The 14,374-nt window shown below is 69.9% G+C and carries 12 protein-coding genes; all 12 read left to right on the top strand.

Going from position 1 to position 14,374, the window contains the following annotated elements; translation table 11 throughout:
- Positions 1 to 44 precede the first annotated feature (44 nt).
- The 12 genes from Q9R08_RS19165 (at position 45) to Q9R08_RS19220 (ending at position 14,343) form a co-directional block, all read left to right on the top strand.
- Positions 45 to 2,807, top strand: coding sequence for a M4 family metallopeptidase (locus Q9R08_RS19165; protein WP_308869784.1), 2,763 nt, complete (start codon positions 45 to 47; stop codon positions 2,805 to 2,807).
- A 113-nt stretch (positions 2,808 to 2,920) separates the two neighbouring features.
- Positions 2,921 to 3,898 carry a 4-hydroxy-tetrahydrodipicolinate synthase gene (gene dapA, locus Q9R08_RS19170; RefSeq protein ID WP_308869785.1) on the top strand — a complete coding sequence of 326 codons (978 nt, stop codon included), beginning with the start codon at positions 2,921 to 2,923 and terminating at the stop codon, positions 3,896 to 3,898.
- Between the two features lie 72 nt (positions 3,899 to 3,970).
- A complete protein-coding gene (locus Q9R08_RS19175) occupies positions 3,971 to 5,647 on the top strand; it encodes a ribonuclease J (RefSeq protein WP_308869786.1) in 1,677 nt (558 codons plus the stop codon).
- Between the two features lie 139 nt (positions 5,648 to 5,786).
- On the top strand, positions 5,787 to 6,281 hold the full coding sequence (locus tag Q9R08_RS19180; protein ID WP_308869787.1) for a GNAT family N-acetyltransferase: 495 nt from the start codon (positions 5,787 to 5,789) through the stop codon (positions 6,279 to 6,281).
- Positions 6,282 to 6,390: 109 nt separating this feature from the next.
- Entirely contained in the window at positions 6,391 to 9,135 is a 2,745-nt protein-coding gene (locus Q9R08_RS19185; protein ID WP_308869788.1) for an FtsK/SpoIIIE family DNA translocase, read from the top strand.
- 68 nt (positions 9,136 to 9,203) lie between these two features.
- Positions 9,204 to 9,776 (top strand): CDP-diacylglycerol--glycerol-3-phosphate 3-phosphatidyltransferase, encoded by a 573-nt coding sequence (gene pgsA, locus Q9R08_RS19190; RefSeq protein ID WP_308869789.1) that lies wholly within the window; start codon positions 9,204 to 9,206, stop codon positions 9,774 to 9,776.
- Positions 9,777 to 9,799: 23 nt separating this feature from the next.
- A complete protein-coding gene (locus Q9R08_RS19195; RefSeq protein WP_418001380.1) occupies positions 9,800 to 10,300 on the top strand; it encodes a CinA family protein in 501 nt (166 codons plus the stop codon).
- Between the two features lie 168 nt (positions 10,301 to 10,468).
- Complete coding sequence (locus Q9R08_RS19200; protein WP_308869790.1) at positions 10,469 to 10,777, top strand: helix-turn-helix domain-containing protein; 309 nt, start codon at positions 10,469 to 10,471, stop codon at positions 10,775 to 10,777.
- Between the two features lie 45 nt (positions 10,778 to 10,822).
- On the top strand, positions 10,823 to 11,047 hold the full coding sequence (locus tag Q9R08_RS19205) for a DUF3046 domain-containing protein (protein ID WP_308869791.1): 225 nt from the start codon (positions 10,823 to 10,825) through the stop codon (positions 11,045 to 11,047).
- 329 nt (positions 11,048 to 11,376) lie between these two features.
- The gene (gene recA, locus Q9R08_RS19210) at positions 11,377 to 12,432 is read left to right on the top strand and encodes a recombinase RecA (protein WP_308869792.1); all 1,056 of its coding nucleotides are present in this window, start codon (positions 11,377 to 11,379) and stop codon (positions 12,430 to 12,432) included.
- A complete protein-coding gene (locus Q9R08_RS19215; RefSeq protein WP_308869793.1) occupies positions 12,432 to 13,283 on the top strand; it encodes a regulatory protein RecX in 852 nt (283 codons plus the stop codon). Before recA ends, Q9R08_RS19215 begins: the two co-directional genes overlap by 1 nt.
- Positions 13,284 to 13,350: 67 nt before the next feature.
- Positions 13,351 to 14,343, top strand: coding sequence for a phosphotransferase family protein (locus Q9R08_RS19220; RefSeq protein ID WP_308869794.1), 993 nt, complete (start codon positions 13,351 to 13,353; stop codon positions 14,341 to 14,343).
- Positions 14,344 to 14,374: the final 31 nt, after the last annotated feature.

Below are 14,374 nucleotides of genomic sequence, written 5' to 3' on the forward strand. Positions count from 1 at the left end.
CCGGCGAACCCGCCGGCAGCTTCCACCCCACAACTGGAGGAAACATGCACCGCCCCGCGAAACTCGCTGCGTGCTCGGCACTGGTGGGCACGGCTCTCGTGCTCGCCAGCGTCGTCCCCGCCGCAGCGTCAGCCGATCCCGCCCCGTCCACCGTCGCCGCCCCGGCGTCCGCCGATCCGGACTCGGATACGCCGACGCTCGTCGACGGCATCGCCGAGCCCACCGACGCGAAGGGACCCGCCGACAAGGCCGCCCTCGCACACCTCAAGGCGAAGAAGGACCGGTACCACATCCCCTCGGCCGAGACGAATCTCGTCGTGAGCGACGTGACAGAGGCGGGCAGCGACGAGACCGTGCGCTTCACGCAGCGGCACGGAGGCGTCGAGGTGCTCGGCGGCCAGTACATCGTGCGGATGAAGAAGAAGGAGGCCGAGCGGATCGTCACGGGAACCTCGGGGCAGTACTTCACCGACCTCACGGTCGGCGTCGAGCCGAAGATCTCCTCGGAGCTCGCCGTGGCGCGTGCGGTTCAGGCTGTGCAGTACGGCGGGAAGTCGGCGGGCACGGTCGGCGGCGAGACGACGGCCGCGCTCACCGGCGCGGACCAGGGGCTTGTCGTGCTGCCGCAGGGTGCGGGCATCCTGACGCGACACGTCACTGTGCGCGGCACGGATGCGGCGGGCGCCCCGGTCGTGCAGGAGGTGTACATCGAGGCGACCACCGGCCTCCCGACGCTGCAGTACAGCGGCATCCAGACGTTCGGCATCGCGGGCGTGGCGACGCCGGCCGCCGGCGCCACCGCGACGGCGGCTGCTGAAGGCGACGCCGCCGACGGCACAGGCACGCTGCTCACGGGCGTCGACGTCCCGGTCAACCTCACGCACGACGCGGCGAGCGGCGCATTCCTGCTGCGCGACACGACCCGGCCGGGCACCGCCATCGAGACGTACGACGCCGCCGGCGTCGTGGGCTACTCGTACCCGACCGGAACGATCCCCGCCGGCGTCGAGCTCGCCTCGTCGCCGACCGCGGCGCTCGGGGCCGAGCTCACCACCACCGGGGCTGTGGATGCCCACTGGGGTGCGGGACAGGTCTACGACTACTACAAGAACCGGCTCGGGCGCGACAGCATCGACGGCGAAGGCCAGGAGATCCGCTCGCTCGTCGGGCTCGTCGCGTGGGAAGGCGGGACGACCTGGAACCAGGCCTACTGGGACGGCTACCAGATGGCGTACGGCGCCGGCGACGGCTGGAACTTCAAGCCGTTCACGGCCGACCTCGATGTGCAGGGCCACGAGCTCACCCACGGCGTCGTGCAGCACACGGCCGGACTCGTGTACGTCGGTCAGTCCGGCGCGCTGAACGAGGCGTTCGCCGACTACTTCGGGAACGCGATCGACGTCGATGCCACGGGCACTCCCCTCAGCGACCCGAACGCGAGCCTCCTCGGCGAAGACCTCTGCTACGCCGCGGCGCCGACGGCGTGTGCGCTGCGCGACCTCGACGACGGCACCACCATCGACCACTTCGCCGGCTACCCGTACTTCTACGACGCGGGCGGCGTTCACCTCAACTCGACCATCTTCGGCGGCGCGCTGTGGGACATCCGCGAGGCGCTCGGCGGCGAGACGGCCGACCCGATCGTGTACCGCGCCCTCACCGACTACCTGACCCCGCTCGACGGGTTCACGCAGGCCCGCGACGCCGTCCTCGCGGCGGCGAAGGCTCAGGGACTGAAGGGCAAGCAGCTGAAGTCGGTGCAGGCCGCGTTCGACACCCGGGGCATCAAGCCCGGGTGGGAGAAGCAACTGGGCGGCGACGGGACCGTCCTCTTCGAGAACCTCACCGACTTCAACGGCGTCTCGTGGGCGGGGGCCGGTGGGGGCTGGTGGACGATCGCCGACGTGCCGAGCATCGACGGCTCGGGGTACTTCGGCATCTACGCGGGCACGATCGACCGCAAGGTCAAGCCGACCCTCGTGAGCACGCCGGGGGAGTGGACAGACGTCTACCCCGACACCGACGGCAAGACGGTCGTGTGGATCAGGTTCTCCGCGACCGGATCCCAGGTGATGGCGAAATCGCTTGCGGGGGGCCCCGAGCAGGTGGTGTACACGACCCCGACCACCCTGTTCAACGCGCGCGTATCCGACGGTGTCGTGGCGTGGGACGGCCTGGACGTCGAAGGATCACGCCGGGTGGGCTTCGCGAAGCTCGGTGGCACCGCCACGCTTCTGCCCGGCACGGCCACCGGAGTGCCCGACATCACGGGCGGCAAGCTCGCGTACGTCCGCGAGTTCCCGACCGAGGTGTCGCTGCCCGACGGCACCTACACCCGGACCTTCTCGGCGGTCGAGGTGCTCGACACCGCCACCGGCGCGGTGACGGAGGTCGGCCCGCGGACGCAGGGGTCGATCACCCGTCCAACGATCGCGGGCGGCTCGGTCGTCTGGGCCGCCGACGACCGCAACGACCCCTACAGCGCCATCCGCAAGGCTCCGGTCGCGGGCGGCGCGTGGAGCGACGTCGTGCCGGAGAGCAACGTCGGGGGACTCCACATCCACGATCTCGTCGCGTCGTCGACGACGATCACGGTCACGTCCGAGGGTGACAGCGAGCGCCTGGGCAGCGGGGTTCCGCTCCTGCTGCAGTACACGCTCGACGGCAAGTCGCTCGGCCGCGTGACGTGCAGCACCGGCTTCACGGACCGCGCCGCCGCCGACACCGGCTCGACGCTCGTCTGGGTCGACACGGCCGCGTCGTACGACACTCTCGTCACGCGCGCCACGCCCGTGGGCACCTGCTGACCGGACGACCCAGGAAAGGGACGGATGCCGCGGCCCGCGGCATCCGTCCCCTTCTCGTCGTTCGCGCCACACGCGAGAGGAGGTGCGAGCCTCCGAGCCGATAACCTGAAGGCATGACGCATACGGGCAACCCTTTCGGACAGGTGCTCGTCGCGCTCGTCACCCCTATGACGGCCGACGGCGAAGTCGACTGGCCCGCTGTCGAGAAGCACATCGACGACGTCATCACCGCGGGAGCCGACGGCATCGTCGTCACGGGCACCACCGGTGAGACGTCGACCCTCACCGACGCGGAGAAGATCCGCCTCGTGGAGGTCGGAAAGGATGTCGCGGCCGGCCGGGCGAAGATCATCACGGGCGGGGGGTCGAACGAGACCGCGCACGCGATCGAGCTCTACAAGGCCAGCGAGAAGGTCGGCGCCGACGGCATCATGATCGTCACGCCGTACTACAACAAGCCCACGCAAGCCGGCATCCTCACGCACTTCCGGCTCGTCGCCGACGCCACCGATCTGCCGGTGATCCTGTACGACATCCCGGGCCGCACCGGCGTGCCGATCCGGTACGAGACGATCCTGCGCCTCGCCAAGCACCCGAACATCCTCGCCATCAAGGACGCCAAGGGCGACTTCAGCGAGGTGAGCCGCGTGCTCAACCAGACCGACCTGATGTACTTCTCCGGCGACGACGCCAACGTGCTGCCGCATCTCTCGATCGGCGCCACGGGCCTCATCGGCGTGACGGCGAACATCGCGCCCGCGCCGTACCGTGCCATCGTCGACGCCGTGAACGCCGGCGACCTGAAGACTGCGACCGCCGCGCACATGCAGCTCGAGCCGCTCGTGCGCGCGGTGATGACGCACGTTCCCGGCACCGTCTCGGCGAAGTACATCCTGCACGGCCTCGGCCGCATCGGCAGCCCGCGCGTGCGCCTGCCGCTCGTGGGGCCGGAGGAGTGGGAGGCCGCCAAGATCGAGGACGAGCTCGCCCTCGTGACGGACGTGCCCGGCGCAGACTTCTCGAACTTCCGCCCCGACCGCAACGCCGCCGCCGGCGGTGCCCTGCCGAAGGTCTCAGGCACCACGAGATGACGACCGTGCCGTCGCCGATCGGGCGATGGCACGCTGATGAACGGATGCCGCGCATCCGGAGGAGGCCTCACAATGCCCACCACCCCCTACGACCCGCCCGAGCTCGAAGCGGGAACCCTCCGGATCGTCCCCCTCGGCGGCCTCGGCGAGGTCGGCCGCAACATGACCGTCTTCGAATACGGCGGCAAGCTGCTGGTCGTCGACTGCGGCGTCCTGTTCCCCGAGGAGCACCAGCCCGGCGTCGACCTGATCCTGCCGGACTTCGAACCCATCAAGGGGCGCCTCGACGACATCGTCGGCGTCGTGCTCACCCACGGCCACGAGGACCACATCGGTGCGGTGCCGTACCTGCTGAAGCTCAAGAGCGACATCCCGATCGTCGGCTCCGGCCTGACCCTCGCGCTCACCGAGGCGAAGCTCAAGGAGCACCGCATCCGGCCGTACAGCCTGACGGTGACGGAGGGTCAGCGTGAGAATCTCGGCCCGTTCGAGCTCGAGTTCATCGCCGTGAACCACTCCATCCCCGACGCGTTGGCCGTCGCCATCCGCACGCCCGCGGGCACCGTGCTAGCGACCGGCGACTTCAAGATGGACCAGCTTCCGCTCGACGGACGCCTCACCGACCTGCGCGCGTTCGCGCGACTGGGGGAGGAGGGCGTGGATCTGTTCCTCGTCGACTCCACCAACGCGGACGTGCCGGGCTTCACCCCGCTCGAGCGCTCGATCGGGCCTGTTCTCGACCAGGTCATCGGCAAGGCGCCGCGGCGGGTGATCGTGGCGAGCTTCTCGAGCCACGTCCACCGCGTGCAGCAGGTGCTCGACGCGGCGGCCGCCCACGGCCGCCGCGTGGCGCTCCTCGGCCGCAGCATGCTGCGCAACATGACGATCGCCGAAGACCTCGGCTACCTCCATGTCCCCGAGGGCGTGCTGATCGATTACAAGAAGGCGCGCGACCTCCCCGAGGACCAGATCGTCTACATGTCGACCGGCTCGCAGGGGGAGCCGATGGCCGTGCTCAGTCGCATGGCGAACCTCGACCACGCGATCGAGCCCGGCCCCGGCGACACCGTGATCCTGGCGTCGAGCCTCATTCCGGGCAACGAGAACGCCGTGTACCGTGTCATCGACGGGCTCACCAAGCTCGGAGCGAACGTCGTCCACAAGGGCAACGCCAAGGTGCACGTCTCGGGCCACGCCGCCGCCGGCGAGCTGCTGTACTGCTACAACATCCTGAAGCCGAAGAACGTGCTGCCGGTGCACGGCGAGTACCGCCACCTCATGGCGAACGCGCGCCTCGCCCAGGACACCGGGATCGCGCCCGAGCGCACGCTGCTCGCGGAGAACGGCACCGTCATCGACCTCAAGGACGGCGACGCGCACATGGTCGGCCAGCTCGACCTCGGCTTCGTCTACGTGGACGGATCGACCGTGGGCGAGATCACGGATGCCGACCTCAAGGACCGCCGCATCCTCGGCGAAGAGGGCTTCATCTCGGTGATCGTGGTCGTCGACGCGTCGACCGGCAACGTGATCTCGGGGCCGGAGGTGCACGCCCGCGGCTTCGCCGAGGACGACGCCGTCTTCGAGGACGTCAAGCCCAAGATCGCCGCCGCGCTGGCCGAGGCGGCCAAGTCGGGCGTACGCGATCCGCACGCGCTGTCGCAGATCGTCCGCCGCACGATCGGCCGCTGGGTGAACCAGTCGCTGCGCCGCCGGCCGATGATCGTGCCGCTCGTGATCGAAGCGTAGCGAGCGCCTCGGTCTCGACGGCGCGGCGGCGTCACGTCGCGTCGTCGTCCCGGTCGCTGAGCGGGTGACGGCGAGGGCGGGGCCCGATCGGTCGCCGCCCGTTATCGCGTCGTAACGTGCGCGCCGTAGCATCGGGCCCGTGGCCTCCTCATTCCGCGTCCGCCCTGCCGTGCCGGCCGACGGCGCGTTCCTGGGCGACATGGTCGTCGAGGCGGCGAACTGGCGCCAGGGCGGCGCACGGCCGCGCCACGAGGTCATGGGCGGTGCGGATCACCGGCGCTATGTGTCGGGGTGGATGCGGCCCGGCGACGCCGGCTTCGTGGCGGAGGACCTGAACGGCGAACCGGTCGGCGCCGCCTGGTATCGGATGCTTCCCCGCAGCGATCCGGGTTTCGGGTACGTCGGAACGGGCGTCCCGGAGCTGATCATCGGCGTGCGCCCGATCTGGCGGGCCCACGGCGTCGGGCGCGCGCTCCTGCAGCGGCTGTGCGAGCACGCGGGTGCCCAGGGCTTCGCGCGCATCAGCCTGAGCGTCGAGCGCGGCAATTTCGCCTCGACCCTGTACCGCAGCGAGGGCTTCGCAGTCACGCAGAGCGGCTCTGGCCGCGACACGATGGTGAAGCGGCTGCGCTGACCTCGCGGCGCCTGCGGCTCGAACCGGCAGCCGTCCACGACGCCGCGCGTCGTGTTCCCGGGCGGCGTGGTTGCGCCCGAATGTCGGGCCGCCGCCGTACCGTGGAGGGATGGCCAGGAGCTCAAGCCCGACCAAGGGTTCGCGCGCGTCTTCGAGCGCGTCGACGAGCGCGCGTTCGAACGCGTCGTCGACGGCGCGCAAGCCCGCAGCCGCCAAGCCGGCCCCCGCACCCAAACGCTACGTCGATCAGCCCGAGCGGCCGCCCGTCATCGCCCGCGCCTGGCTGGGTCTCGCCCACGCGACCGGCGCCCTGTTCCGCGCCTTCGGCCCCGAGACCCTCGAGAAGGACCAGCGCCGCGACGGCTTCCCGTTCCTGCTGGTGCTGCTGGCGATCGCCGGCGCCGTCAACGAATGGTTCTTCATCGGCAGCGAGGTCGCGAAGACGATCAGCGCCTACTCGGTGGGCGCGCTCATCGGGCGCGAGGCCTTCGTGCTGCCGGTGCTCCTGCTGATGCTCGCGGGCTGGATGTTCCGGCATCCGTCGTCCGTGCACGACAACGGCCGCGTCGGCATCGGCTTCGGACTCCTGCTGGTCACGATCGCCGGGTTCTGCCACGTCGCCGGGGGTCGCCCTCAGCCGAGCGAGGGCCTTCCTGCGCTGAGCGAGGCAGGCGGCCTCTTCGGCTGGATGCTGGGCGAGCCGCTCGCGATCGTGCTGACCGACGTGGGCGCGTACATCGTGCTGTCGCTCTTGGCCGTGCTCAGCGTCCTGATCATCACCAAGACGCCGCCGAACCGCATCGGCCGCCGTCTCGGTGAGCTGTACGCGTGGATGTTCGGCGCCGAGCCGCGAGAGGAGAAGGCGACGGATGCCGCCGCCGACGCAGCCGCGGAGGACGATGGCGATCCCTCGGTCCCGTTCTGGCGTCGCAACAAGACCGGCCGTGAGAAGGACCCCGAGGGCGGACTCGGATCCCAGGACCTCACCGAGCTGCTGACCGCGGGCTCGACCCAGGGCGGATTCGAGCAGGCCATCGTGCCGCCCGTCACGCCTCCGCCCGCGCCGGCGACGGACGCGCTCACCGAGGTCATCGACCCCGCCGTGCTGTCCGCAGCCAAGGCGGCCACCTCGTCGCGCACGTCGCTGCGCGACGACGCCCAGGTCATCGAGGACGACGGCACGCTTCCCGGCCTCGACGGCATCGGCTCGAGCACCGCGGTCGACTCCCCGTCGGCGCCCTACCGACTGCCATCCGTCAACGCGCTGGCGGCTGGCTCACCCCACGTGGCGCGCTCGCAGGCGAACGACGACACGGTGCGCGCGATCACCAGCGTGCTCGACCAGTTCTCGGTCGATGCGCGTGTGACGGGGTTCTCGCGCGGTCCGACAGTCACCCAGTACGAGATCGCGCTCGGCCCGGGCGTCAAGGTCGAGCGCATCACCGCCCTCACCAACAACATCGCGTACGCGGTCGCGTCGAACGAGGTGCGCATCCTCGCCCCGATCCCGGGCAAGAGCGCGATCGGTGTCGAGATCCCGAACATCGACCGCGAGATCGTGACGCTCGGCGACGTGCTCCGTTCGACCACCGCCACCAACCAGACGCACCCGATGACCATCGGGGTGGGCAAGGACGTCGGCGGCGGCTACGTGGTCGCCAACCTCGCCAAGATGCCCCACCTCCTGGTGGCAGGTTCGACCGGATCCGGTAAGTCGAGCTTCGTCAACTCGATGATCACGAGCCTCCTGATGCGCGCCAAGCCCGCCGACGTGCGCATGGTGCTCATCGACCCGAAGCGGGTCGAGCTCACGTCGTACGCCGGCGTGCCGCACCTCATCACGCCCATCATCACGAACCCCAAGAAGGCCGCCGAGGCGCTGCAGTGGGTCGTGAAGGAGATGGACATGAGGTACGACGACCTCGCATCCTTCGGCTTCCGCCACATCGACGACTTCAACAAGGCCGTGGTCGCCGGCGAGATCACGCTTCCGCCCGGCAGCGAGCGCGTGCTGAAGCCCTACCCGTACCTCCTCGTGGTGGTCGACGAGCTCGCCGATCTGATGATGGTGGCCCCGCGCGACGTCGAGGACTCGATCGTCCGCATCACCCAGCTGGCCCGGGCCAGCGGCATCCATCTCGTCCTCGCGACGCAGCGCCCGTCGGTCGACGTGGTCACGGGTCTGATCAAGGCCAACGTGCCCTCACGGCTCGCGTTCGCGGTGACGAGCGTCACCGACTCCCGCGTCATCCTCGACCAGCCCGGCGCCGACCGCCTGATCGGCCAGGGCGACGGCCTGTTCCTGCCGATGGGTGCCTCGAAGGCGATCCGCGTGCAGGGCGCGTGGGTGAGCGAGAAGGAGATCGAGTCGGTCGTCAAGCACGTGACGAACCAGGCGCGTCCCGAGTACCGGGCCGACGTGGCCGCGGTGACAGAGAAGAAGGAGATCGACGCCGACATCGGCGACGATCTCGAGCTTCTGCTGGCCGCCGCCGAGCTGGTGGTCTCGAGCCAGTTCGGGTCGACGTCGATGCTCCAGCGCAAGCTGCGTGTCGGCTTCGCCAAGGCCGGGCGCCTCATGGACCTCCTGGAATCGCGCGAGGTCGTCGGCCCCTCCGAGGGATCGAAGGCCCGCGACGTGCTCGTGACCGTCGAGCAGCTGCCGTCGGTGCTCGCGCGCATGCGCGGCGAAGATGTGCCCGCCGCGGCTCCTGCCGCGCCTGCGGCTCCGCCCGCTCTGCCTGCGGACGATCGCTACGGAACGGATGCCGTGGGCTCGCAGTACGACGGCTACCCCGTGGTCGAGGGCGAGGACGGCTCCGAGGACGCGTGGGGGCTCACCGGCCGCGACTGACCGGCCCCGTCCCTTCGGGCGCGCTCGGGCGGGCTCGCCGGTGCGGTGTGCGCCGATAGGCTCGGGCCATGGCGATCCCCCGGCAGCTGCCCAACGCGATCACGATCGTGCGCATCCTGTGCGCGCCGGTCTTCCTGTGGATGCTCCTCGCCGACGGGGGAGCGGACGGGGCGCTGCGCTGGTGGGCCGCTGCGCTGTTCATCGTGGCGATCGCGACCGACGGGATCGACGGCTACCTCGCGCGCAAGCACGACATCGTCACCGATCTCGGCAAGCTCCTCGACCCCATCGCCGACAAGGTGCTCACCGGCTTCGCGTTCATCGGCCTGTCGATCCTCGGCGAGCTGCCGTGGTGGATCACGATCGTCGTCCTGATCCGCGAGCTCGGCATCACGGTGTACCGTCTCATGGTCGTGAGCGACCACGTGCTCGCGGCGGCCTGGATGGGCAAGCTCAAGACGCTCGCGCAGGGCGTCGCACTGTCGCTCGCGCTCCTTCCGCTGTGGACGCTCGTCGGCGACTGGATCTTCTGGGTCAACGGCGTGCTCATGACGATCGCGGTGATCCTGACCATCGCCAGCGGCATCGACTACATCGTCACCGAGCTGCGCGCCGCGCGCGCGAAGCGGAGGAGCTCGTGACGGATGCCGCGGCGCGCCCGCCGGTGGGCGACCGGCGGCGCGGGGGACCATCGCCATCGCCCAGTCCGGACGCCGTTGCCGTGCTGGGGCGGCTGGAGGTCCGCGGCTGGTCGATCGCCGCCGCCGAGTCGCTGACAGGCGGACGCGTGACGGCGACGCTCGTCGATGTGCCCGGCGCCTCCGCGCACGTGCGGGGAGGAATCGTCGCGTATGCCACGGAGGTCAAGGCGAGTCTGCTCGGCGTCGATGCCGCATTGCTGGCCGATCGCGGCCCGGTGGATCCCGACATCGCACTGCAGATGGCCGAGGGGGTGCGACGCGTCCTGCGCGCCGACGTCGGGCTCGCGACCACCGGCGTCGCCGGTCCAGACCCGCAGGGCGGAAAGCCGGTCGGCACCGTCCACGTCGCCGTCGCGACGCCCGAGGAGGTCGTCGTCTCCACCCTTTCGCTGACCGGATCACGAGACGAGATCCGCACGCAGGCCGTGCACGGCGTGCTGGAACTCGCGCTCACCGTGGTCTGAGGCATCCGAGATCCGTCGTTCCTGCTCCGGGAACAGACGGTGTTTCGTCTCGGTTACATTCGGTGATTCCCACCCATTGCCCAGTTGTCGGGATTAGATTGGCATCATCCGGTGCTGTACTGTTGGGCACCCGGAAGACGGTGGAATCAGAAGTGAGGAGGGGCCCTGATGATCCTGGTACGTCAAGAAATCGGTGAAGTGCTTCGTGATTTCCGCCAGCAGAAGGGGCGCACCCTCCGCCAGGTCGCCAGTCGCGCGAGTGTCGCGCTGGGCTATCTGAGCGAGGTCGAGCGCGGCCAGAAGGAGGCCTCGAGCGAGATCCTCGCCTCGGTGGCCGAGGCTCTCGACGTCCCCATCTCGACGATCATGCGCGAAGTCGGCGATCGCATCTCGGTGCTCGAGGGAATCCAGACGTTCCCCGACGTCGTCCCCGACGACCTCGTCGCCTCGGTCGACGCCGAGCTGTCGCTGCGCTGATCCGGCTTCTTCGCCTGCAACCGAACTCAGGAACCGACGATCGCCATGCGCCGCAGTGAGTTCGACCGCGCGGTCGCGGACGAGTTCGGCGCGCGCGCCAGCGCCGTGGTGACCGATCTCGTTCTGTCGAGGGTCGGCGGACGTACCGCGGCGGAGGCGATCGCGGCGGGCGTCGACCCGCGCGAGGTCTGGCTCGCGCTGTGCGACGAGCTCGACGTTCCCGCCGAACGACGCTACGGCGTAGGCCGGCTCGAGCCGCGTCGTCGCTGACGCGCTGCGTGCCCTCTCCGACGCCCCTCGGGTCGTGTCGTCGCTGTGATCTACCCCGCACCGGGTTCTGACCGGCTGCGGCGGCATGCCGTCACCCTTCCCATGCGGCGTGTCATCGAATAAGTGTTCGAGAACGGCGTAGGCTCCTGCACAGCAGGTGTCGAGAGCTTGTTGTCCACGGACCGGGAAGAAGCGAAGACGGATGTCGGAGCCCCTCCCTAACGTGAACAGCGTCGAACGACACCTCACGCCTTGTCGCAGCATCCGTCCCACCGGGTCGGAGCGCGACAGCCTACAGGCGACGGAACGCGAGCATAGAGGAGCACGTCATGCCATCACCCGTTGACCGCGAGAAGGCCCTGGAATCGGCCCTCGCCCAGATCGACCGGCAGTTCGGGAAGGGCTCGGTGATGCGCCTCGGCAGCGATGAGCGCGCTCCCGTCGAGGTCGTGCCCACCGGCTCGATCGCCCTCGATGTCGCTCTCGGCATCGGCGGGCTCCCGCGCGGCCGCATCATCGAGATCTACGGTCCGGAGTCGTCGGGTAAGACGACTCTCACCCTGCACGCCATCGCCAATGCGCAGCGCGCCGGCGGCATCGCCGCGTTCATCGACGCGGAGCATGCCCTCGACCCCGACTACGCGCAGAAGCTGGGTGTCGACATCGACGCACTGCTCGTGTCGCAGCCCGACACCGGTGAGCAGGCGCTCGAGATCGCCGACATGCTGGTGCGTTCCGGCGCCATCGACCTCATCGTGATCGACTCGGTCGCCGCGCTCGTGCCCAAGGCCGAGATCGAGGGCGAGATGGGCGACTCGCACGTGGGTCTGCAGGCGCGCCTCATGTCGCAGGCGCTCCGCAAGCTCACCGGTGGTCTCAACCAGACCAACACCACGATGATCTTCATCAACCAGCTGCGCGAGAAGATCGGCGTGTTCTTCGGCTCGCCCGAGACCACCGCGGGCGGCAAGGCGCTGAAGTTCTACGCCTCGGTGCGTCTCGACATCCGTCGCATCGAGACGCTCAAGGACGGCACCGAGGCGGTCGGAAACCGCACGCGCGTCAAGGTGGTCAAGAACAAGATGGCGCCGCCGTTCAAGCAGGCCGAGTTCGACATCCTCTACGGCGTCGGCATCTCGCGCGAGGGCAGCCTCATCGACTTCGGTGTGGAGCACGGCATCGTCAAGAAGTCGGGCGCCTGGTACACCTACGAGGGCGAGCAGCTCGGTCAGGGCAAAGAGAACGCACGCAACTTCCTCATCAAGAACGAGGACGTCGCGGCCGAGATCGAGTCGAAGATCAAGACGAAGCTCGGCATCGGCGTCCCCAAGGGTGCCGTCGAGGGCTCGGTCGAGGACGAGCTCGCCGCGCGCCGCCCGGCCTGATGGTCCGATTCGTCGACAGCGGGGACGAGTCCGACGTCGAGACCGACGACGGACTCGCCCCCGTGACGCAGCTCTTCGGCGGCGGGGGAGCACGGGCATTCCCGACGACCGCCGCCGAGGTGCAGCGGGCACTCGAGCGTCGCCTTCACACCACCGTCGACGATTCGCCCGTCCCTGGCTCGGCAGCTGCGGCGAGGAGTGGTCCGAGTTCCGGGGATGACCAGGAGCCATCCGAGCCCTGGGATCTCCCGTCGACTCCGGAGGATGCCCCGCCCATCGACCTGGCCGCGAAGCGCGCGGACAGGACGCGCTCGCGCAGAGTCAGTGGATCCGGTGAGGCCGCGCATGGCCACGCCGACGCGCCTGCGGCCGCCGAGCGCGGTCTCGTGAAGAAGCTTCGCGGGAGGCAGCTCTCGGTGTCGGAGGCGCGGACGTACCTCGGCCAATACGATCTCGACGGCGACGCCGTCGGAGCGATCCTCGACGCCTTCCTCGAGCGCGGCTACCTCGACGACGCACGTCTGGCCGAGCAGGTCGTTCACGCGGGCGTGGACCGCAAGGGACAGGGGCGTCAGGTCATCGCACAGAGCCTCGCCAAACGGGGCGTGCCCCGTGACGTGGCAGACGCCGCCCTTGCGGAGCTCCCTGACGACGACGCCGAGCGCGCACTCGAATTCGCTCGAACGAAGGCCGGATCCCTGAGAGGGCTCGAACGCGACGTCGCGCTCCGTCGCCTCGCGGGGCAGCTGGCGCGGCGCGGATACGGCGGCTCGCTGGCGTTGAACGCCGCGCGTACGGCGCTGGAAGAGGCAACGCGTCCCGGCGGCCGCGTGAGGTTCGAAGAGAGCTGAGCGCGCGCCGATCCCGGCTCTCACGTCACCTTCGCGAACGCCGCCGCGCCGTCGCTAGGGTGGTTCGATGCTCACGAAGTTCGTCGTGGACGAGGCGCAGCTCGCGGACCTCGTCGCACCCGTCGGGCGCCTCGCTGGCGTCGAGCCGTTGACGGGCGGGATGTTCGCGACAGCGTTCCGGCTCCACTTCGACGATGGGCGCCGCGCCGTCGCGAAGATCGTCGGAGCAGACACCTCGCGACTCGCCACCTACGAGCGCGGCCTCCTCGGCACGGAGGCATTGACCTACCGGATGCTCGCGGGGAGCGGTGTGCCTGTTCCTCGCGTGCTCCACACGGACTTCACCCGTGTCCGCCTCGACGCCGACGTCATCGTCGCCGAGCATCTTCCCGGTGTGCCCTGGCTCGGACTCGAGCTCGATGCCGCGCAGGCCGCCACCGTACGCCGCAACCTGGGGGCCGTCATGGCGGACCTGCACCGGGTGACGGCTCCGTCGTTCGGCTATCCAGCAGCGGACGCGGATCTTGCCGCAGGCTCATGGCGCGAGGCGTTCCAGCTCATGGTCGAAGCCATCCTCGCCGACGCCGCGCGGTGGGGAGTCACGCTGCCCGTCGCCCGCGTGCGCGCCGCCGTCGTTGCGCATGCCGGTGCGCTCGACGCGGTCACCCGGGCGTCGGTCGTGCACACCGATCTCTGGGAGGGCAACGTCTTCGTCGACCCGGACACGCTCGACATCGTCGGGATCATCGACACCGAGCGGACGCTGTGGGGCGACCCGATCCACGAGCTCGTGGGCGCCGATCAGTTCGGCACCGACCGTCCGAGTCCCGACCTGCTCGCGGGCGACGCCGCGGCCGGTGGCGTGCTCGCGCGCGAGCTCGCCACCCCGACGGGAGAGACCCGGCTGCAGCTGTCGCGGCTGTACTTCTCCCTCATCCTCGCGACCGAGCCCACGATGCGCGGCTACGAGGGCGGGTGGGGCGCCGGCTACGAGCGCGGCGCGCGTGCCAACATCGACCGCGCGCTGGAGCTGCTCGAGACGATGCCCGCCGCACGCTGACCCGGAGGGCGCGGCATCCGTCCACAGACTC

Source organism: Microbacterium psychrotolerans, assembly GCF_031085295.1.
Taxonomy (GTDB): Bacteria; Actinomycetota; Actinomycetes; order Actinomycetales; family Microbacteriaceae; genus Microbacterium; species Microbacterium psychrotolerans.

What these genes read in the sequence shown, in the direction of transcription:
- Q9R08_RS19165 (WP_308869784.1), top strand. Translation starts at nt 45, where the DNA reads ATGCACCGCCCCGCGAAACTCGCTGCGTGCTCGGCACTGGTGGGCACG.
- dapA (WP_308869785.1), top strand. Translation starts at nt 2,921, where the DNA reads ATGACGCATACGGGCAACCCTTTCGGACAGGTGCTCGTCGCGCTCGTC.
- Q9R08_RS19175 (WP_308869786.1), top strand. Translation starts at nt 3,971, where the DNA reads ATGCCCACCACCCCCTACGACCCGCCCGAGCTCGAAGCGGGAACCCTC.
- Q9R08_RS19185 (WP_308869788.1), top strand. Translation starts at nt 6,391, where the DNA reads ATGGCCAGGAGCTCAAGCCCGACCAAGGGTTCGCGCGCGTCTTCGAGC.
- pgsA (WP_308869789.1), top strand. Translation starts at nt 9,204, where the DNA reads ATGGCGATCCCCCGGCAGCTGCCCAACGCGATCACGATCGTGCGCATC.
- Q9R08_RS19200 (WP_308869790.1), top strand. Translation starts at nt 10,469, where the DNA reads ATGATCCTGGTACGTCAAGAAATCGGTGAAGTGCTTCGTGATTTCCGC.
- Q9R08_RS19205 (WP_308869791.1), top strand. Translation starts at nt 10,823, where the DNA reads ATGCGCCGCAGTGAGTTCGACCGCGCGGTCGCGGACGAGTTCGGCGCG.
- recA (WP_308869792.1), top strand. Translation starts at nt 11,377, where the DNA reads ATGCCATCACCCGTTGACCGCGAGAAGGCCCTGGAATCGGCCCTCGCC.
- Q9R08_RS19215 (WP_308869793.1), top strand. Translation starts at nt 12,432, where the DNA reads ATGGTCCGATTCGTCGACAGCGGGGACGAGTCCGACGTCGAGACCGAC.
- Q9R08_RS19220 (WP_308869794.1), top strand. Translation starts at nt 13,351, where the DNA reads ATGCTCACGAAGTTCGTCGTGGACGAGGCGCAGCTCGCGGACCTCGTC.